19 protein-coding genes and 1 other annotated feature are annotated in these 19455 nt (G+C 37.6%); of the genes, 16 read left to right on the top strand and 3 right to left on the bottom strand.

Annotated elements, in window-relative coordinates:
• Nucleotides 1-431 precede the first annotated feature (431 nt).
• On the top strand, nt 432-611 hold the full coding sequence (locus MHH45_RS10390; RefSeq protein WP_016113764.1) for a YjzC family protein: 180 nt from the start codon (nt 432-434) through the stop codon (nt 609-611).
• 206 nt (nt 612-817) lie between these two features.
• The gene (gene clpB / locus MHH45_RS10385) at nt 818-3418 is read left to right on the top strand and encodes an ATP-dependent chaperone ClpB (protein WP_088094163.1); all 2601 of its coding nucleotides are present in this window, start codon (nt 818-820) and stop codon (nt 3416-3418) included.
• Between the two features lie 38 nt (nt 3419-3456).
• On the opposite strand, the gene MHH45_RS10380 is transcribed toward clpB, so the two are convergent.
• Complete coding sequence (locus tag MHH45_RS10380; RefSeq protein WP_016113766.1) at nt 3457-3639, bottom strand: YjzD family protein; 183 nt, start codon at nt 3637-3639, stop codon at nt 3457-3459.
• 156 nt (nt 3640-3795) lie between these two features.
• Between MHH45_RS10380 and MHH45_RS10375 the strand changes: the two genes are divergently transcribed.
• The 8 genes from MHH45_RS10375 to MHH45_RS10340 all read left to right on the top strand — a co-directional run bounded on the left by MHH45_RS10375 (nt 3796) and on the right by MHH45_RS10340 (nt 11138).
• Nucleotides 3796-4530, top strand: coding sequence for an alpha/beta hydrolase (locus MHH45_RS10375; protein ID WP_088094164.1), 735 nt, complete (start codon nt 3796-3798; stop codon nt 4528-4530).
• Between the two features lie 57 nt (nt 4531-4587).
• Nucleotides 4588-5448 carry an NAD-dependent epimerase/dehydratase family protein gene (locus MHH45_RS10370; protein ID WP_016113768.1) on the top strand — a complete coding sequence of 287 codons (861 nt, stop codon included), beginning with the start codon at nt 4588-4590 and terminating at the stop codon, nt 5446-5448.
• A 206-nt stretch (nt 5449-5654) separates the two neighbouring features.
• The gene (locus tag MHH45_RS10365; protein WP_003195910.1) at nt 5655-5828 is read left to right on the top strand and encodes a ComZ family protein; all 174 of its coding nucleotides are present in this window, start codon (nt 5655-5657) and stop codon (nt 5826-5828) included.
• Between the two features lie 347 nt (nt 5829-6175).
• The gene (fabH, locus tag MHH45_RS10360; protein ID WP_016113769.1) at nt 6176-7108 is read left to right on the top strand and encodes a beta-ketoacyl-ACP synthase III; all 933 of its coding nucleotides are present in this window, start codon (nt 6176-6178) and stop codon (nt 7106-7108) included.
• A 31-nt stretch (nt 7109-7139) separates the two neighbouring features.
• Nucleotides 7140-8378, top strand: coding sequence for a beta-ketoacyl-ACP synthase II (gene fabF / locus MHH45_RS10355; RefSeq protein ID WP_016113770.1), 1239 nt, complete (start codon nt 7140-7142; stop codon nt 8376-8378).
• Nucleotides 8379-8673: 295 nt separating this feature from the next.
• Nucleotides 8674-9177: an SMI1/KNR4 family protein gene (locus MHH45_RS10350; RefSeq protein ID WP_016113771.1), complete on the top strand. Its 504-nt coding sequence runs from the start codon at nt 8674-8676 to the stop codon at nt 9175-9177.
• Nucleotides 9178-9431: 254 nt separating this feature from the next.
• Nucleotides 9432-10220: a DUF2268 domain-containing protein gene (locus MHH45_RS10345; protein WP_016113772.1), complete on the top strand. Its 789-nt coding sequence runs from the start codon at nt 9432-9434 to the stop codon at nt 10218-10220.
• 171 nt (nt 10221-10391) lie between these two features.
• The gene (locus MHH45_RS10340; protein WP_016113773.1) at nt 10392-11138 is read left to right on the top strand and encodes a YjbA family protein; all 747 of its coding nucleotides are present in this window, start codon (nt 10392-10394) and stop codon (nt 11136-11138) included.
• A 151-nt stretch (nt 11139-11289) separates the two neighbouring features.
• On the opposite strand, the gene trpS is transcribed toward MHH45_RS10340, so the two are convergent.
• Both trpS and MHH45_RS10330 read right to left on the bottom strand, forming a co-directional pair.
• Complete coding sequence (gene trpS, locus MHH45_RS10335; RefSeq protein WP_016113774.1) at nt 11290-12279, bottom strand: tryptophan--tRNA ligase; 990 nt, start codon at nt 12277-12279, stop codon at nt 11290-11292.
• Nucleotides 12280-12508: 229 nt separating this feature from the next.
• Nucleotides 12509-12728: a binding site (T-box leader), on the bottom strand.
• A gap of 233 nt (nt 12729-12961) precedes the next feature.
• Nucleotides 12962-13297, bottom strand: a complete 336-nt coding sequence (locus MHH45_RS10330) for a DUF3899 domain-containing protein (protein WP_375337739.1) — start codon at nt 13295-13297, stop codon at nt 12962-12964.
• Nucleotides 13298-13452: 155 nt separating this feature from the next.
• Here MHH45_RS10330 and MHH45_RS10325 point away from each other — a divergent pair, with 155 nt between their 5' ends.
• From MHH45_RS10325 to MHH45_RS10300, 6 genes are all read left to right on the top strand, one after another.
• Complete coding sequence (locus MHH45_RS10325; protein ID WP_033671046.1) at nt 13453-13665, top strand: hypothetical protein; 213 nt, start codon at nt 13453-13455, stop codon at nt 13663-13665.
• Complete coding sequence (locus tag MHH45_RS10320; protein WP_088094166.1) at nt 13662-15296, top strand: peptide ABC transporter substrate-binding protein; 1635 nt, start codon at nt 13662-13664, stop codon at nt 15294-15296. Before MHH45_RS10325 ends, MHH45_RS10320 begins: the two co-directional genes overlap by 4 nt.
• A gap of 126 nt (nt 15297-15422) precedes the next feature.
• Nucleotides 15423-16352, top strand: coding sequence for an oligopeptide ABC transporter permease (gene opp3b / locus MHH45_RS10315; protein ID WP_016113777.1), 930 nt, complete (start codon nt 15423-15425; stop codon nt 16350-16352).
• A complete protein-coding gene (gene opp3C / locus MHH45_RS10310) occupies nt 16349-17365 on the top strand; it encodes an oligopeptide ABC transporter permease (protein ID WP_016113778.1) in 1017 nt (338 codons plus the stop codon). The genes opp3b and opp3C overlap by 4 nt, the downstream gene beginning before the upstream one ends.
• Nucleotides 17366-17385: 20 nt before the next feature.
• Complete coding sequence (locus MHH45_RS10305; RefSeq protein ID WP_016113779.1) at nt 17386-18429, top strand: ABC transporter ATP-binding protein; 1044 nt, start codon at nt 17386-17388, stop codon at nt 18427-18429.
• Nucleotides 18422-19357 (top strand): ABC transporter ATP-binding protein, encoded by a 936-nt coding sequence (locus tag MHH45_RS10300; protein WP_088094167.1) that lies wholly within the window; start codon nt 18422-18424, stop codon nt 19355-19357. Before MHH45_RS10305 ends, MHH45_RS10300 begins: the two co-directional genes overlap by 8 nt.
• The last annotated feature ends 98 nt before the right edge of the window (nt 19358-19455 follow it).

The raw sequence follows: 19455 nt of genomic DNA, 5'->3' as shown, positions 1-19455 counted from the left end.
CTTACTGCCCGCCAATAGCGGGAGAAACAACCATGAATGGAAGTTTCATTATATATTCATCTTACGTCGCGAAACATGTTAGTGTCCACTATTTCCTACTAAAAATCAGAAAAGTCAATGATTTTTTCGAAAGTTCAAATAATGTTTCTTTCATTTTGTACAAATTGTGAAAGGGGTTACAGTATGCGCACAGCAAGACGTATAATAAAAATGTAATCTTCTCGTATATGTTTGACTCTCCTTTGGAACTGGCCTAGAATAGGTCGGTTTCTTTTTTTTCAACAAGTGATGCTTTTTCTCCTGCTTTATCATGTAAAGTCATACATATGAACAGTAATAAAAAATATGACTCGTTTCCTAAACATAACAGAAAGGCTTTTTCAAAAATGGATATACTAACGGTGTAAAGATGTCATGGAAGGAGAATGAAAATGGGACAAAATCATAGGTTTCGTTCTGGACAGAAAGCACCAAATGATGGGCTTTATGTGGAGATTGGTGAAACAGGAAGTATGGTTAAAGATCCACAAATGGTAAAATTAACTGCTGGTCAAAGGTTTCCTGAGAATTCGAATCAGAACCGCCAGTGGACATATAAAAGAAAACCGTAAGAGAAGCCGCAATTTATATTGCGGCTTTTCTGATTGAAGAGCAGAGGTATACATACTTTTTTGGGGAAACAAAGTTCAAATTTCATAATCAAATTCATTGTATAAAAAAGACAATTGGCGTATAATCAAATTAAAGGTCAAATAAAGTCAAAAAATCAAAAAAGGTCAAACATCAAGAGGATTCCAATGTTTGGAGGTTTGTGAAGATGGACTTAAATCAAATGACGACGAAAACACAAGAAGCAATTATGAGTGCTCAATCTTTAGCGGTATCTCATCATCATCAAGAAGTTGATACTGTTCATCTATTACTTGCATTATTACAGCAGCAGGATGGATTAGCAGTGCGTATTTTTCAAAAAATGAATGTCAATATAGAACAATTAACGAAAGAAGTAGAAAGATTGCTTCAACAGAAACCATCTGTTACAGGAAGTGGTGTAGAAGATGGCAAAGTGTATGTGACAAATGCTTTAGGGCAATTACTTGTTAAAGCAGAGGCAGAGGCAAAAAAACTGCAAGATGAATATATTTCAGTGGAACATATTTTGCTCGCATTTTGCGAGGAAAAAGGTGATATGAATCACCTGTTCACAGCATTTCACATTACGAAGGATACATTATTACAGTCTTTAATGGAAGTTCGGGGGAATCAGAGAGTGACTAGTCAAAATCCAGAAGTAACATATGAAGCGTTAGAAAAGTATGGCCGTGATTTAGTGGCAGAAGTAAGACAAGGGAAAATTGATCCTGTCATTGGTCGTGATAGCGAAATTCGCCGGGTTATCCGCATTCTTTCTCGTAAAACAAAAAACAACCCTGTTTTAATTGGTGAACCAGGCGTTGGGAAAACAGCAATTGTTGAAGGATTGGCACAACGAATTGTGCGAAAAGATGTACCAGAAGGATTAAAAGATAGAACAATCTTTGCATTAGATATGAGTGCGCTTGTGGCGGGTGCAAAGTTCCGTGGTGAGTTTGAAGAACGTTTGCAAGCTGTGTTAAATGAAATCAAAAAAAGTGAAGGGCGTATTCTTTTATTCATTGATGAGCTCCATACAATTGTTGGTGCTGGTAAAACAGAAGGGGCGATGGATGCAGGGAATATGTTAAAACCAATGCTTGCGCGCGGTGAACTTCATTGTATTGGAGCGACTACTTTAGATGAGTATCGAAAATATATTGAGAAAGATCCAGCGCTAGAACGTCGTTTTCAACAAGTGTTAGCAGAAGAGCCAACGGTAGAAGATACAATTTCTATTTTACGTGGTTTAAAAGAGCGTTTTGAAATTTATCATGGTGTAAATATTCATGATCGTGCGATTGTAGCGGCGTCTGTATTGTCTGATCGATATATATCTGATCGCTTTTTACCAGATAAAGCGATTGACCTTGTTGATGAAGCGTGCGCAACAATTCGAACAGAAATTGATTCTATGCCAACAGAATTGGATGAAGTAACGCGCCGCATTATGCAGCTGGAAATTGAAGAAGCTGCTTTAGGAAAAGAAACGGATCGTGGTAGTCAAGAACGACTAAAAACATTGCAACGTGAACTATCTGATTTAAAAGAAGTTGCAAATGGAATGCGAGCGCAATGGCAAAAAGAAAAAGAAGAAATCCATAAAGTTCGTGACTTAAGAGAACACCTTGAACGTTTACGTCGTGAATTAGAAGAAGCAGAAGGGAATTACGACTTAAATAAAGCAGCAGAGCTTCGTCATGGTAAAATTCCAGCAGTGGAAAAAGAATTAAGAGAAGCGGAAGAAATGGGAGCACATAACGAACAAGAGAACCGTTTACTTCGTGAAGAAGTAAGTGAAGAAGAGATTGCAAATATCGTTTCACGTTGGACGGGTATACCAGTTGCAAAACTTGTAGAAGGTGAACGTGAAAAACTGCTACGTTTAGAGCAAATTTTATCAGAACGTGTTATTGGGCAAGAGGAAGCAGTTAGTCTTGTGGCGGATGCAGTTCTTCGTGCTCGCGCTGGTATTAAAGATCCAAATCGTCCAATCGGTTCATTCATTTTCTTAGGACCAACAGGCGTTGGGAAAACAGAACTTGCGAAAACATTAGCACAATCTTTATTTGATAGTGAAGAGCAAATCATTCGCATTGATATGTCCGAGTATATGGAGAAACATGCTGTGTCTCGCTTGATTGGAGCTCCTCCTGGATATGTAGGATATGAGGAAGGTGGACAATTAACAGAAGCCGTACGCCGTAAACCATATTCCGTTATTTTATTAGATGAAATTGAAAAAGCACATCCAGAAGTATTCAACATTTTATTACAAATGTTAGATGATGGGCGTATTACGGATTCACAAGGACGAACAGTGGATTTCAAAAATACAGTGATTATTATGACATCAAATATTGGTTCAGGGCATTTATTAGAAGGGTTACAAGAAGATGGTACAATTAAAGAGGAAGCAAGAGATCTTGTTATGGGGCAGCTTAGAGGACATTTTCGCCCAGAGTTTTTAAATCGTGTGGATGAAATTATTTTATTTAAACCACTTACAACAAATGAGATAAAAGGAATTGTTGGTAAAATTGTAAAAGAGTTACAAGGGCGTTTAGTAGATCGTCATATTACAGTGGAATTAACAGAAGTAGCAAAAGAGTTTGTTGTAGAATCTGGATTTGATCCGATGTATGGAGCGCGTCCATTAAAACGATATGTACAGCGTCAAATTGAAACGAAGTTAGCACGTGAATTGATTGCGGGAACAATTACTGATAATAGTCATGTAGTTGTTGATGTGGAAAATAATGAACTAGTTGTTCATGTAGAGTAAAAAAAGAGTCCGGAGATTGAATCCGGGCTCTTTCTTTATTAGTGTTGTTCTACTGGTTCGTTTGGAATTGCTGCTGCAATTGCCATTACAAGCACAGCAAGAACAATTGAGAATTTAGACGCTAGCGCGAAATCGTATACACCGCCAGTCATAGAGCTAATTACGTAGCTCATCATATGTACAAGCATAAACGACCAAATAAAGGCCCAAATTACACGCATCTTTTCACACCCCTATTCGTTCAATCTGTCCTTATTGTAACACAATTGAAAAAAGAATATAGAAAAAATATTTGTAGATTTTTCAACGCAAAATTGTATTCCTTTCATACATTATAAAGGAGTAGTTTTATGTTTAGAAAATAAGGCGGGAGAATGATGAGTGTTACGGAACGTTTTTTTTACTTAGAACAAGAACCATGTGTGATTTATTTGCCAGAGAAGCCCAATGGATTTGGTGTCATGCTTCTTGGTGATTACAATTATTTTATTGAGAATGGTACAAGTTTATGGACGCAGCATGCGGGGCGCGCTCATTTTTTAAATGGGCTGATAGAAAATGGATATACTGTTTTTTCATCTAATTTATACGGGAGACATTGGGGGAATGATCAATCGGTTCGTTTAGCGAAGCGTTTGTATCATGTTGTTATGAAAAAAGAAACACTAAACGAACAAATTCATGTCATTGCAGATGGAATGGGGGCTCTTGTGGCTCTTGAAATGATGAATCGATACCCAGAATGCATTCGATCTGTAGTGATGCTTACTCCATGCCTAGATTTGCCTGCACATGTGGAATTTGAAAAAGAGCATAAATTTTTCTATAAAAGGTTAGTGAGAGAGTTATTGCTTGCGTATGATGTGAAGGAAGCACAGTTAGAAGCGGAAATTGCTAAGAAGTCTTTTTCTTATTTACCTTCTTGTGTGCCTGTAAAAATATTTGTATCCACACAAGAACAAAAAGCTCGCAAGCAATTGTTACGTGAATATGAAAAAAAGCGGATAAATGAAAATTGTGAGACCGCACTATCTTTTCATTTGCAACATGTAAAATATAAGATGGTTCAACATACATGTCATTTCTTTAAAAAATATGAAGAAGATTTATGAAGCTCCAATATACATAAATGAGGAGCTATTTGTTTAGAGGGAGAAAGGGTTGGTGACATGAAGCGCGTACTAATTATAGGGGCACTTTCGTTTGTAGGCTATCATCTTGTAAATAAAATGCTTGCGGAAGAAGTAGAAGTATATGGCCTTGATTTTGCTGATCTGGAAAGTATGTCAAAAGTAAGTGAAGAAAAGTTATTTTTAATTGGGCGGAATGATTTGTTTATGTATTCGTCTATAAGAGATGAGAGCGGATGGAAGACAGTAGAAACCGACCGATTTGATGCGGCTTACTTTTGTTTATGTGAACCGAACAGGCAAAGCGGATTTCGAAATGAACGAATCATTTTACAATATTTAAAGCGTGTCATTCATATGTGCGAAAGAAAACAAGTGAAGCTAAATGTACTTTCTTCTATTGAAATAGCGAATGTGCAAGATCTATCTGAAAATAAACGATTATTTATGAAAGTAGAGGAAGAAGTGGAGAAGGCGAATATTCGCTATAGTATACTTCGTGTTCCAATTCTATACGGCCCATGGCAACCTTCCTTTATGACGTACCACAGGCTTATTCTTTCTGAACTTATGGAAAAGGAATATGAGCTTCTTCAAAATGAAAATGGAGCGGACCTTCTTTATGTAGAAGATGTGTGTGAATATTTATGGGAAAAAGGTAAAACCATAGAAAATTTAGGTGTATATAATATGATCAGTGGTAAAGAAAATCTATGGGAAAAAGGAATTATCCTTTTAAATGCTGAGCATAAAGTGAAAAAAACTGTTAAAGAAGTGAAAAGAGAAGAGATAAAGAGTATTTGTATTGTGAAAAACACGCCGTTAGAATTCGGTTTAAATAAACAACTGACACATTTAAAACGATATAAAGAGTTATACGAGGGACAAAACACATGTTAAACTAATGTAGAAATGAGGAGATTATTACTCCTTTTATCCCGCATTAACGGGCAGTAAGACCTCCACCTCAAAATTCAGCGAAAGCAAAGAAGTTAGGTGATGGGATCAACTGCCCGTAAAAGCCCGATTGGTTCAACTAATAATCAGTGGGGGGCGAAAAAAACCCCACTGATTAAAGTTTCACTTTATAGAAAGGATGAAGAAATATGAACGAAAAAAATATGCAGTTTTTACAAATCGCTATGAAGCACCTGCCGGAAGCAAAGGCCATTTTGGATGATAATGGGATTGCACTTGATATGGAAAAAGCGCAGCCAGTACTAGAGTTGTTAATGAAAGTAATGAACGAAGCATATGAGCTTGGAAAAGCGGGAAAATAAAGTGAACTAGACATAAAAACCCTTTTTTTGGAGGAAGAGAGCATCTAGTCATGCATAGAAACAGCCAGAGCCTTTTTCTGCCCCGCGCCAAGTAAAAGCAGATACGGAAGTATTTTTATCATTTTGACCGAGAAGACTCCCTCTTCTAAGCAAAGTGAAGGAGGGGGGAGTTCAATTGGAAAAGAGCGGGATATATAGGTAGTTTGCTTTTGGTTCTACTATGAGATAAGGTCGACAATATGTCGGCTTTATTTTTTTACTTAGAAATATATTCTAGACAAATAAACATTTATGTTTTAGAATTAGTACCAAGTCATAATAATTGATATAAAACGGAGGGCTGCGATGTGAACGTAGGCATTTTAGGGATCGGAAGATATGTGCCAGAAAAAGTAGTCACAAATCACGACTTAGAGAAAATCATGGATACATCTGATGAGTGGATTCGTACGAGAACGGGAATTGCAGAGAGACGCATTGCCGATGATACAATAGATACTTCATATATGGCGGTAGAAGCTGCCAAGAAAGCTATTGAAAATGCAGGGATTAGTGGAGAAGAAATTGACCTTATTTTAGTTGCAACAGTAACGCCAGATCGCTCTTTTCCAGCCGTTGCTTGTGTAATTCAAGAACAAATTGGTGCGAAACATGCAGCAGCAATGGATTTAGGTGCAGCATGTGCGGGCTTTATGTACGGAATGATTACAGCGCAGCAATTTATTCAAACTGGAACTTATAAAAACGTATTAGTAGTTGGTAGTGATAAATTATCTAAGATTGTAGACTGGAATGATCGTAATACAGCTGTGCTATTTGGAGACGGGGCAGGCGCTGTTATAATGGGAGCTGTTTCAGAAGGAAAGGGTATTCTTTCATTCGAATTAGGGGCAGATGGTAGTGGTGGCAAGCACCTTTATCAAGATGAATATGTTATGATGAATGGCAGAGAAGTCTTTAAATTCGCTGTTCGTCAACTTGGTGATTCTTGTCTTCGTGTTGTAGAAAAAGCAGGTCTTACGAAAGAAGATGTGGACTTTTTAGTTCCGCATCAAGCAAATATTCGTATTATGGAATCGGCAAGGGAACGATTAGGTTTGCCACAAGAAAAAATGAGTACAACAATTGAGAAGTTCGGAAATACATCAGCTTCTTCAATTCCAATTGCGATGGTAGAGGAATTGCAAAATGGACGTATTCAAGACGGTGATTTAATTATATTAGTCGGCTTTGGTGGCGGATTAACATGGGGAGCAGTCGCTCTTCGTTGGGGCAAATAAGGACTGAGAGAAAAAAAGGAGTGTATTTTGTATGGAAAAGAAGCGTGTCGTAATTACAGGACTAGGAGCTGTTACGCCGATCGGAACAGATGTAGAAACAGCTTGGGAAAACATTAAAAATGGTGTATCTGGAATCGGACGGCTTACACGCTTAGATCCGGAACAATTTCCAGCAAAAGTAGCAGCGGAAATTAACGACTTTGAAGCTGAAAAATATATTGAGAAAAAAGAAGCGCGCCGTATGGATCGCTTCACACAATATGCGGTAGCAGCAGCGAAAATGGCAGTTGAAGATGCAAAGTTGGACATTACAGAAGAAAATGCACCGCGTATTGGTGTATGGATAGGTTCTGGTATTGGTGGCATGGAAACGTATGAAGAGCAATTTAAAATCTTTACGGAAAAAGGTCCGCGCCGTGTAAGTCCATTTTTGATACCAATGATGATTCCTGATATGGCTGCGGGTCAAGTCTCAATTGCTACAGGTGCAAAAGGAATTAATACTTGTTCTGTGACAGCTTGTGCATCTGGGGCAAACTCAATTGGTGACGCATTTAAAGTCATTCAGCGCGGTGATGCAGATGCAATGATTACAGGCGGTGCAGAGGCGCCGTTAACAAGTATGGCATTTGCAGGATTTAGTTCAGCGAAAGCATTAACATTTAATGAGGATCCAGCAACTGCTTGTCGTCCATTTGATAAAAATCGTAGTGGATTTGTAATGGGAGAAGGAGCTGGTATTCTTATACTAGAAGAGTTGGAGCATGCGTTAGCACGAGGTGCACGTATTTATGCTGAACTTGTCGGATATGGTGCAACAGGTGATGCGTTCCATATTACAATGCCTGCTCCTGGCGGTGAGGGCGGTGTTCGTGCGATACGTCAAGCATTAGCAGATGCCGGTCTTCAGCCTGAGGATATCGATTATATTAATGCGCATGGTACAAGTACAGATGCGAATGAAAAATACGAAACGATGGCAATTAAAGAAGCATTTGGTGAACATGCATATAAAGTAGCGATTAGCTCTACAAAATCAATGACTGGTCATTTATTAGGAGCAGCTGGCGCTGTTGAGGCGATTTTCTCTGTTAAATCTATTACAGATGGAGTGATTCCGCCAACAATTAACTATGAAACACCAGATCCAGAATGTGATTTAGATTACGTACCAAACAAAGCGAGACATCAAGAAGTACGCACTGTTTTAAGTAACTCATTAGGGTTCGGTGGTCATAACGCAGTGTTAGTATTTAAAACTTATAAATAATGTAGTAAGAGGGTGTTTTGGGAAGTAGCAAAGGAGAGCTACTTCTTAAAACACCCTTTTTTAGGTGGGAAAGAGCGTCCGATCATGCGTAGAATCGATCGGCTTTTTTCATTTATCTTATTCTTCTCTTTTTTTATAATGAACGGTATGATGGAAGGAAACAACAAGATACCTATGTTACATATAACAGAAGTCATTCTAAAGTTTACAAAAATGTAAAAAACATGATGCTCCTTTTAGTTATTAGGTTGGGGTATAAAGAAAAAGCACACGATGAAAAGGAAGTGAAATTCACATGGTGAACATATTGCACACTTTTTGGGAGGACTCTGACGAGTTCGTAAACCCAAATCCAGTTACAGATGAAATGATTCAGATTGCAGAAGAAAAATTAGGTTATAAATTACCAGATTCCTATATTCGCTTAATCAAATCGCAAAACGGTGGTACACCTGTACAGAATTGTTTTCCTACTACCGTACCTACCTCTTGGGCTGAGGATCATATTTACGTAGCAGGGTTCTATGGCATTGGTGGAGAGCATGGAATTGATACGGAGGGAATTTACATGATAGAGGAATTTGAATATCCATCTTCTTGTATATATGTAGGAGAATCGCCTACAGCTGGACACGATGCTGTTTTGTTAGACTATAGCGAGTGCGGAAAACAAGGAGAACCAAGAGTAATTCATGTGAATGTAGAAAATTATCAAGATCCAATCATTACGTTCTTAGCGGACGATTTCCAAACTTTTTTACAAGGGTTACTTCCGTACTTTCATTTTGACAAGAATTAAATGTTAGATTGTCGACAAACAGGCTCTTTTTTGAGGGGCCTGTTTGTATGAACAAAAACCAAATTATAATTCTTATACCCGCCTTGTCCCCTCAGTTTAACAGTGCTCCAACAGAAGTTCCCTTCAGCAAGCACATACAGGAAAGATGAAACTGTGCAATCAGAAACAAATCAAAGCCAATCAAAAGTTTCATTTTATCACTTCGCGTTCGCTCCTTTTCTTGCATATATATAGAAGAAAAGGGAGGAGTGAAGATGGGGGTTATTCAAACGGCAGATTGGCTGTACCTTTATTATGGGCGTCCAGAAAAGCTTTGTGAGAAGTTTACAAAATACATTCCATTGCCAAAGGAGAGGTTGTACCGTTTTTTAATTTCTAAAGGTATGTATCGTCCAGTGATGGAAGGACAAAAAGAAATTGAGCAGCTAGAGGAAAAGCAGGTTTGGAAAGAGCTTTCTGAGGAGTATGAGGAACTAAAGCACTGGTTACAAGGGCCAGATGTCCCTATCTTTATTTTGTTATCAGATTCATATAATCGCACGGTACAAGCGGAATATAACGGAAAAGCTGGCTTAACAATGCGTCATGTGATTTTCCTGTTTGTCTGTGGACGGAATACAGTGAAGGAATTAAAAGCATTGCTTACCCATGAATATCATCACATATGTCGGTTACATCAAATTGAAAAGAAAGAAAAGGATTATACATTACTTGATACAATGATAATGGAGGGGCTTGCAGAGCAAGCGGTGTATGAAAGGCACTCAGAAAAGAGTTATGCACCGTGGACATCGTACTATACAAAAGAGGAAGCGGTTCATTATTGGGAGAAGGTTGTAAAAAAGAAAAAGGATATGAAGAGAGGAACAAGGGAGCATGACTGCTTACTAAATGGAATGCAAATGTACCCGAAGATGCTTGGATATGGCGTTGGATTTCATATTGTAAAAGATTGTGTGGAATTTGAGAAAGATAACACGCTTTCTTTATTGTCTATGGATGCCATATGTATATTAAATAAAGCAAATATTTTTACCTCTTAATAGGTGATAAATATAAAAAACTTGGCGCTGCCAAGTTTTTTTGCATGATGAAAATGGAAGTGAGAAGTAGTGAAGAAATAATAAGTAGAATATATTCCCTTGGATGGAATAAATTTTACAAAAAATGAACATAATGAGATGTACAAACAGTAGTGAAGTGAGGGGTAGAAAATGTTATATCTACATGATGTATGGGTAAATTGGTTTGAAGGTGAGGAAAATGGGTATAACGTTTGTCATTTTTACGAATGGCGGAAGGATGATACGATCGAATTATTAGATCAAGTGCCATTATTAAAAGTAGATTCTACATTATATCATTACATCGAGAACGAATTATTGGAACTTCCGCAAAAACTATTGGAAGACGTACATCATAAGGCGTATATTCGTAAAAATCATGAGCGTTTGCAACAAGAGTATTGTTTTGTTGTTACAGATGGAAAAGGAATTATTGCAGTGGATTCAATTGGGTACAATGTACCGATTCGAAAAAGTAGGCTTATTCCCCGTCAAGAGCAGATGGTATATGAGATGGTGGAAAATGTCCAAGCAGAAAAGTATGAGTTTCAAGTGGAAGAATCACAAAAAGAGCATCATATTTTATCACCATCGCCATATATTATGAATGGCTTAACTCGTAAAGAACGACAATTGAAACAATTGCTTTTTATGGCACTAGATCAACTACATACAACGAAAAATCCAGCTGAAATTCGCTATTGGTATACAGAATGGGATCCATCTGCATATGGGACTGTTCAACATATGAAATTTGAAGCCGTCTGGGAGCGCCTTTATGAGGAAGCGAAATATGGTTGGTCAAAAAAGCATGAACAGCTATGTGAACGCCTTGTAAAAGGGCAACCATTCTTTGAAAAGTTATGGGAAATGGAAAATGAACAAAAGGTAAATTAAAAAACCGCCAATTTGGCGGTTTTTTAATTTGATCCAGCTCCAGCGGCAAGAATGATCGGTGGCTTCGCGTCTTCCTATGAGGCAAAAAACGCCTCTACGTCAGGAGCTCCATCCCCCTCACATTCTAAGCGAGCCGCCCCCGCTTTTTTAGTTACCTACGTTTTCTGCTTAATCCCATTGCATTTTCAACTTTACGTAGTTGTTTCATTGCAACGCGGTTTGCTTTTTCAGCACCTTTGTCAAGGATTTCATCTAATTCAGGGGAGTTAATTAGTTCGTTATATTTTTCTTGAATTGGACGAATTGCTTCTACGACTACTTGTGCTAAATCACCTTTAAAGTCACCGTATCCTTTTCCTTCATAGTAAGCTTCTAGTTCTTCAATTGTTTTACCTGAGAATGAAGAGTAGATTGTTAATAAGTTGGAAATACCAGGTTTGTTTTCTTTGTCGTATTTTACGATACCGTCAGAATCAGTTACTGCACTTTTAATTTTCTTTTCGATTGTTTTTGGCTCATCAAGCATACTAATCATTGATTTTGGATTTGGATCAGATTTGCTCATTTTTTTCGTAGGTTCTGTTAATGACATAACACGAGCGCCTACTTTTGGAATGCGAATCTCTGGAATTGTGAAAATTTCACGGAAACGTTTATTGAAACGCTCTGCTAAATCGCGAGTTAATTCCATATGTTGTTTTTGATCGTCGCCAACTGGCACAATCTCAGTATTATAAAGTAAGATGTCAGCTGCCATTAATGGTGGATACGTAAGTAATCCAGCTGGAACGGATTCTCTACCAGATGATTTATCTTTATATTGCGTCATACGTTCTAATTCTCCAACATGTGCGATAGATTGCATAATCCATCCGAGTTGAGCGTGCGCAGGTACCTCTGATTGTACAAATAAAGTAGATTTTTCAGGATCAATACCACAAGCTACATATAGCGCAGCAAGACTGCGGATGTTTTTACGAAGTTGTACAGAATCTTGAGGAACTGTAATCGCATGCTGGTTTACAATGCAGAAATAACAATCATGTTCGTTTTGCAATTCTGTAAATTGTTTCATTGCTCCTAAATAGTTTCCAAGCGTAATTGTTCCGCTTGGCTGAATACCAGAAAAAATAACTGACATAATAATGCCTCCTTGAAATTTGTATGTATTGTTGAAGAGTGGGGGAAGTAGGTCAATGCGAGCCGCTTCCGCTTTTTATATAATCCAGCTCCAGCGGCAAGAATGATCGGTGGCTTCGCGCCTTCCTGTGAGGCAAAAAACGCCTCTACGTCAGGAGCTCCATCCCCCTCGCATTCTAAGCGAGCCGCTTCCGCTTTTAAATACAAAAAAGCCCATTCATCCCCAATGATCTAGGGACGAATGGACCGCGGTACCACCCTAATTATTTCACAAATAGTGAAATCTCTTTTATCCATTATAACGCCTGGATAAAACGCCAAAGCCTACTCCTAAGTTGTTTCGGTTTGGTGCTCAAAAGCCCATTCCATACTGTACAATTACTTGTTCTCACCAACCACAAGCTCTCTGAAATTGCTGCAATATGTACTCTTCTTTCTCATCGCATACATATGAATTTATTATAATATAGCTCTGTTTTTTAACAGCTGAGCGAGCCACTTGCGCCTTTTGAGTAATCCAGCTCCAGTGGCAAGAATACTCGGTGGCTTCGCGCCTTCCAGCGAGGCAAAAAGCGCCTCTAAGTCAGGAGCTCCATCCCCCTCGCATTCTGAGCGAGCCACTTGCGCTTTTTATAACAAAATGTTTTGCAAGTTATTATATCATATGGAAAAACGTTTGCAAACTACATCAAAATAGTAAAGCTAATGACCGTAGAGATGAGGCCTAAAAGAACACCTGTAATGCAGATGGGGTATGTCCATGTGAAAGAATACGTTTTATATATTCTTTCTTTTTTATCTATTGCTGATTCTTCTTCTTCAATTAAAGATTCTACCTTTTTATTTGTTCCAAATACTTTTTGGAAAGCGTACATTGTTATGTTGAAAAATCCACTTTGAAATAGAAATAAAAAACCTCCCAAAATAATAAAAAATAATGCAATGTAAAACATGATATTGACAAAATTCAACAAAAAATGAGCTGGAAATAGGAATGCACCAATGCTAGAAACGATTATTGCTAATAATATTAATATACAAGTGTGAAGATAAAGTCTATTCAAAATGTTCCCCTCCGTCAAAATATTACTAGAATTATTATACTATAAAAGTTATAATGAGTACTAGGGATAATTATTTGAAAATTATACGCAATTTTGTATTTTCTTTCAATATGATGAGAGCAATGTTAAGTACCTCATTTACAAAAAATAAAAAAAATAAACATTTTATTAAAAATTTTAACAAAAAAACAAAAAACTATATTCACAATCGTCACATTATATGTATAATGAAAATTGTAGAAACTTGGAGATTATTCTTTCAATTCTGCTTTTTATCAAGTGGGGGTACAGGAGGTGCAATTAGGGGAGGTAGTACAATATGAAGAAAAAGATACCACTAATACTTGCATCGACATTGACGGTCAGTATGCTTGGCGCTTGTAGTTATCAGCAAGAGGATACGAAAGCGAGTACGAAAGAAGGCAGTGCTTTAGGCAAACAAGTACTAAATTTACCTGAAGCTGCTGAAATTCCGACAATGGATACAACATTATCAACAGATGCGGCATCTTCTAACATAATGAATAACACAATGGAAGGATTATATCGCCTTGGAAAAGACGATAAACTCGTTCCAGGTGTGGCAAAGTCTTACGAGAAAACGGAAGGTGGTAAGAAGTACGTATTTAAATTACGTGATGATGCGAAGTGGTCTAATGGGGAACCTGTAACAGCTAAAGACTTTGTATATTCTTGGAGACGAGCTGTCGATTCAAATACAGGTGCAAAATTTGCTTACATATTATTCGATGTAAAGAATGCAGAAAAAATTAATAAAAAAGAGTTGCCAGTTGAAGAACTTGGCGTAAAAGCAATTGATGATCACACGCTAGAAGTGGAATTAGACAACCCTGTTCCTTACTTTGTTAGCTTAACGGTATATCCAACATTCTATCCATTAAATGAAAAGTTCGTAAAAGAACAAGGGGATAAATTTGGATTAGAATCTAATACGACGCTCTATAACGGTCCGTTCGTCTTAAATGAGTGGAAACATGAACAAAGTTTCCAGCTTAAGAAAAATGAGACGTACTGGGACAATAAAGTAGTGAAGCTGGAAGAAGTAAACTTCAATATTCTAAAGGATCGTTCAACTGCAATAAATTTATATGAAACAAATGCAATTGATCGTGTCGTATTGACATCAGAATTTGTAGATAAATACAAAAAAGATTCTGATTTCAAGACAATTAAGAAACCTTCTACACAGTTTATTCGTTTAAACGAAAAGAACAAGTTCTTAGCGAATAAGAACATCCGTAAAGCAATATCAATGGCCTTTGAACGTGAAAATATCGGGAAAGTTATTTTAAACGATGGTTCACAGGGGATATACGGTTTTGTTCCGAAAGGTTTAGCGAAAGGACCAAATGGAAAAGACTTCCGTGAAGAAAATGGAAATCTGATCAAAGAAGATATAAAAGAGGCTCAAAAATATTGGGAAGCTGGTAAAAAAGAACTTGGTGTTGATAAAGTAGATTTAGAGTTGCTGAACTTTGATACAGATGATGCTAAGAAAATCGGTGAGTATTTAAAAGGGCAATTTGAAAAGAATTTACCAGGCTTAACAATTTCAATGAAAATGCAGCCATTTGCACAAAAATTAAAACTTGAAGCAAGTGGAGAATATGCAATGTCGTATGCAGGATGGGCCCCAGATTATATGGATCCGATGGCATTCCTAGATATGTATACAACAGGAAATCCGCAAAACAAAGTCAACTATGCAAATCCAGCATATGACGAATTAATTAAGAAGGCAAAAGTAGAGACAGATGTACAATCTCGTTGGGATGCACTGTTGAAAGCTGAAAAACAATTGTTGGATGATGCAGCAATTGCTCCAGTATATCAACCAGGAAAAGCATATTTACAACGCAGCTCTATTACAGGGTTGCTAGAACATAAATATGGTGGCGAATTTAGCTACAAATGGGTTGAAGTCAAAAAATAAAAATGGTTTCCATCATGAATAAGGGTATATGCCTATGATGGGCATATGCTCTTATTTTAAAAAATAAAAGTAAGAATATTTCAAACTATCTTATTGCTTTTGAGAAAAATGGGGAGGTGCTTGATTATGGGACGTTATGCATTAAAACGTTTCGTGTACATGGCTTTGACATTATTTTTAATCACTACGTTGACATTCTTTTTAATGAAATTACTACCGGGTTCTCCGCTTAAGAACCAAGAGAAATTATCTCCGGCGCAAAAAGAAATCATTTTGGAAAAATACGGTTTAAATGATCCGGTACCAGTGCAATATGCGCGCTACTTAGGAAACTTAGCAAAAGGTGATTTAGGAGTATCATTCCAGTACGATAACCGTCCTGTAACGGATATGATTGTTGATCGTATTGGACCATCGGCACAGCTTGGTTTACAAGCAATCTTGTTAGGTACATTTATTGGATTAATCTTAGGAATTATCGCAGCGCTTCGTAATAATACATGGGTCGATTACGGGGCAACCATTATTTCTGTACTCGGAATGTCGGTACCATCCTTTGTATTTGCGGCGTTACTACAATATTTTGTAGGGGTAAAACTTGGTTGGTTCCCAGTTGCATTCTGGAAAGGTCCTGAATTTACAGTCATGCCAACGGTTGCTTTATCGATGGCAGTTACTGCGACAATTGCACGTTTCGCTCGTGCGGAGTTAATTGAAGTAATGCAAGCAGATTATATTTTAACAGCAAAAGCAAAAGGAATTAGTCAAGGTGTCATTATTATAAAACATGCACTTCGTAATGCATTGATTCCAGTTGTTACAATTTTAGGACCAATGGTTGCGGGATTAATTACAGGGACGCTTGTTATTGAACAAATTTTTGCTGTACCTGGACTTGGGGAGCAATTCGTTAAATCGATAACATTAAATGACTATACAGTTATTATGGGAACAACAATTTTCTATAGTGCAATCTTTATTTTAGTCATCTTTATTGTGGATATTTTATACGGAATTATTGATCCTCGTATTCGTCTAGCGGGAGGGAAAAAATGATGAAAGATGTACAAAAATTATCTCCAGATTTATTTCAACCAGCCAATCAAAGCAATGTTGATAATGAAGTCATTGCCCGTCCAAGCTTAACTTTTTGGCAAGATGTAAGAAGACGTTTGTTCCAGCATAAAGGGGCAATGTTTGGTCTTGTATTACTGATTATTATTACACTTATGGCAATTTTAGGACCGATGGTAAGTAAACATTCCTATAAAGAACAAGACTTAGGCCGTGCAAAAATGCCACCAAAAATTCCAGTGATCGAAAATATTCATTGGTTACCGTTTGATGGTACAGATCAATATGGTGTTGATCAATATGAGAAACGTGATATTAAAGAGTATTTCTGGTTTGGTACAGATGATCTAGGGCGTGACTTATGGACAAGAACATGGGAAGGAACACGCGTATCATTATATATCGCCCTGTTAGCGGCAGCGATTGATTTAGTAATTGGGGTTGCATATGGAGGTATTTCAGCGTTCTACGGTGGACGAGTAGATAATATTATGCAGCGTATCATGGAAATTATTAATGGTATTCCGTATTTAATTATCGTTATTTTGATGGTAATTATTATGGGTTCAGGTATTTGGTCAATTACACTTGCGATGGCAATTACAGGTTGGATTGGAATGTCGCGGATTGTACGTGGACAAGTATTAAAATTAAAAAACCAAGAATATGTATTAGCATCTCGTACGTTAGGTGCAACAAACACACAATTAATTGTGAAGCATTTAATTCCGAACGTAATGGGACCAATTATCGTTATGACAATGTTTACAATTCCTACAGCGGTGTTTGGTGAAGCATTCTTAAGCTTCATTGGTCTTGGTATTCAGCCGCCAACTGCATCACTTGGTTCTCTTGTAAATGATGGATATAAGTCAATTCAAACGTATCCACATATGATGTTCATCCCTGCGGTTGTCATCAGTATGTTAATTTTAGCATTTAACTTAATGGCAGATGGATTACGCGATGCGTTAGATCCAAAAATGCGTAAGTAAACGAGGGAGGAGAAGTGAAAATGAAAACATTGTTAGAGGTAAAAGATTTACAAGTCTCCTTTGATACACATGCTGGTGAAGTACAAGCTGTTCGCGGAGTTACATTTGATTTGAAAAAGGGAGAAACATTAGCGATTGTAGGAGAATCTGGTTCTGGGAAATCAGTTACTTCGAAAGCGCTAATGGGATTAATCCCAAATCCTCCAGGACGTATTAAAAATGGAGAAATTGTCTTTGAGGGTCGTGACTTAACAAAATTAACGGAAAAAGAAATGCAGCAAGTACGCGGGAAAGAAATTGCAATGATTTTCCAAGATCCGATGACATCACTAAATCCAACGATGACAATCGGTAATCAAATTATGGAAGGTCTTATTAAACACCAAGGGATGAGCAAAGCGGATGCGCGTAAAGTTGCGTTAGAACTGCTTGATCTTGTTGGAATTCCAAATCCAGAAGCGCGTTTAAAGCAATACCCACACCAATTCTCTGGTGGTATGAGACAGCGTGTTGTTATTGCGATGGCATTAGCTTGTAATCCGAAACTATTGATTGCGGATGAGCCGACAACAGCACTTGACGTTACAATTCAAGCACAAATTTTAGAGCTTATGAAGGACATTCAACAGAAAACAGAAGCGGCGATTATTTTCATTACGCATGATTTAGGTGTAGTAGCAAACGTTGCGGACAGAGTTGCTGTTATGTATGCAGGTAAAGTCGTTGAAATTGGTACGGTTGATGAAATTTTCTACAACCCAAAACACCCGTATACATGGGGATTAATCGCATCTATGCCAAGTTTAGATGGTTCAGAAGCAGAGTTATATGCAATTCCTGGAACACCTCCAGATTTATTAAAACCGCCGAAAGGGGATGCATTTGCACCACGTAACCCACAGGCACTAAAAATTGACTTTGAAATGGAACCACCATTATTTAAAGTTAGTGATACACATTATGCGGCAACATGGTTACTTCATGAGCAAGCACCAGAAGTACAACCGCCAGAAGTCGTTCAAAAACGAATTCTTCAAATGAAAGCAGGTGAACAACATGACTAATCAACGTGAAAAATTAATTGAAGTAAAAAATGTAAAGCAGCACTTCAACGTTAGTGGTGGTGTTGTAAAAGCGGTCAACGACATTTCATTTGATATTTACCGCGGTGAAACATTTGGACTTGTAGGGGAATCTGGTTGCGGAAAATCAACAACTGGTAGAACGATTATCAGGTTATATGATGCAACTGCTGGTGAAGTATTGTTCGATGGTGAAAACGTACATGGTAAAAAATCACGTACAGAACTAAAGAAATTTAATCGTAAAATGCAAATGATTTTCCAAGATCCATACGCATCATTAAATCCTCGTATGACAGTTGGAGATATTATTGCAGAAGGCATTGATATTCACGGTTTAGCAAAAAGCAAAAAAGAACGTATGGATCGTGTGCATGAATTATTGAACACAGTTGGGTTAAATAAAGAGCATGCCAATCGTTTCCCGCATGAGTTCTCTGGTGGACAACGTCAACGTATCGGAATTGCTCGTGCACTTGCGGTAGAACCAGAATTTATTATTGCGGATGAACCAATTTCAGCACTTGACGTATCCATTCAGGCGCAAGTTGTAAACTTACTGAAACAACTGCAAAGAGAAAAAGGCTTAACATATTTATTCATTGCCCATGACTTATCGATGGTAAAATACATCAGTGATCGCATTGGTGTTATGTACCGCGGACAAATTGTTGAATTAACAAGCAGTGATGAGCTATACGAGAATCCAATTCATCCGTATACAAAATCACTATTATCAGCAATTCCGCTTCCAGATCCGGATTATGAACGCAATCGTAAGCGTATCGTATATGATCCATCTCAGCATCAATATGGTAATGAAACGCCTACTATGCGAGAAATTCGCCCTGGACATTTTGTTCTTTGTTCAGACGCAGAATACAAGAAATATAAAGAAATCTATCAATAATAGAAAAGAAGCGGCTGGAGAGGTCGCTTCTTTTTTATATAAATACAAATAAGAAAACTGATATAAACCCTTTCTTATTGGATGGGAGAGAGGATCCG

Origin of the sequence: Bacillus sp. FSL K6-0042, assembly GCF_038006685.1 — a bacterium.
GTDB lineage: Bacteria > Bacillota > Bacilli > Bacillales > Bacillaceae_G > Bacillus_A > Bacillus_A pseudomycoides.
This window is presented reverse-complemented; position numbering and strand designations above follow the sequence as displayed.

What these genes read in the sequence shown, in the direction of transcription:
- MHH45_RS10390 (WP_016113764.1), top strand. Translation starts at nt 432, where the DNA reads ATGGGACAAAATCATAGGTTTCGTTCTGGACAGAAAGCACCAAATGAT.
- clpB (WP_088094163.1), top strand. Translation starts at nt 818, where the DNA reads ATGGACTTAAATCAAATGACGACGAAAACACAAGAAGCAATTATGAGT.
- MHH45_RS10380 (WP_016113766.1), bottom strand. Translation starts at nt 3,639, where the DNA reads ATGCGTGTAATTTGGGCCTTTATTTGGTCGTTTATGCTTGTACATATG.
- MHH45_RS10375 (WP_088094164.1), top strand. Translation starts at nt 3,796, where the DNA reads ATGAGTGTTACGGAACGTTTTTTTTACTTAGAACAAGAACCATGTGTG.
- MHH45_RS10370 (WP_016113768.1), top strand. Translation starts at nt 4,588, where the DNA reads ATGAAGCGCGTACTAATTATAGGGGCACTTTCGTTTGTAGGCTATCAT.
- MHH45_RS10365 (WP_003195910.1), top strand. Translation starts at nt 5,655, where the DNA reads ATGAACGAAAAAAATATGCAGTTTTTACAAATCGCTATGAAGCACCTG.
- fabF (WP_016113770.1), top strand. Translation starts at nt 7,140, where the DNA reads ATGGAAAAGAAGCGTGTCGTAATTACAGGACTAGGAGCTGTTACGCCG.
- MHH45_RS10350 (WP_016113771.1), top strand. Translation starts at nt 8,674, where the DNA reads ATGGTGAACATATTGCACACTTTTTGGGAGGACTCTGACGAGTTCGTA.
- MHH45_RS10345 (WP_016113772.1), top strand. Translation starts at nt 9,432, where the DNA reads ATGGGGGTTATTCAAACGGCAGATTGGCTGTACCTTTATTATGGGCGT.
- MHH45_RS10340 (WP_016113773.1), top strand. Translation starts at nt 10,392, where the DNA reads ATGTTATATCTACATGATGTATGGGTAAATTGGTTTGAAGGTGAGGAA.
- trpS (WP_016113774.1), bottom strand. Translation starts at nt 12,279, where the DNA reads ATGTCAGTTATTTTTTCTGGTATTCAGCCAAGCGGAACAATTACGCTT.
- MHH45_RS10325 (WP_033671046.1), top strand. Translation starts at nt 13,453, where the DNA reads ATGATGAGAGCAATGTTAAGTACCTCATTTACAAAAAATAAAAAAAAT.
- MHH45_RS10320 (WP_088094166.1), top strand. Translation starts at nt 13,662, where the DNA reads ATGAAGAAAAAGATACCACTAATACTTGCATCGACATTGACGGTCAGT.
- opp3b (WP_016113777.1), top strand. Translation starts at nt 15,423, where the DNA reads ATGGGACGTTATGCATTAAAACGTTTCGTGTACATGGCTTTGACATTA.
- opp3C (WP_016113778.1), top strand. Translation starts at nt 16,349, where the DNA reads ATGATGAAAGATGTACAAAAATTATCTCCAGATTTATTTCAACCAGCC.
- MHH45_RS10305 (WP_016113779.1), top strand. Translation starts at nt 17,386, where the DNA reads ATGAAAACATTGTTAGAGGTAAAAGATTTACAAGTCTCCTTTGATACA.
- MHH45_RS10300 (WP_088094167.1), top strand. Translation starts at nt 18,422, where the DNA reads ATGACTAATCAACGTGAAAAATTAATTGAAGTAAAAAATGTAAAGCAG.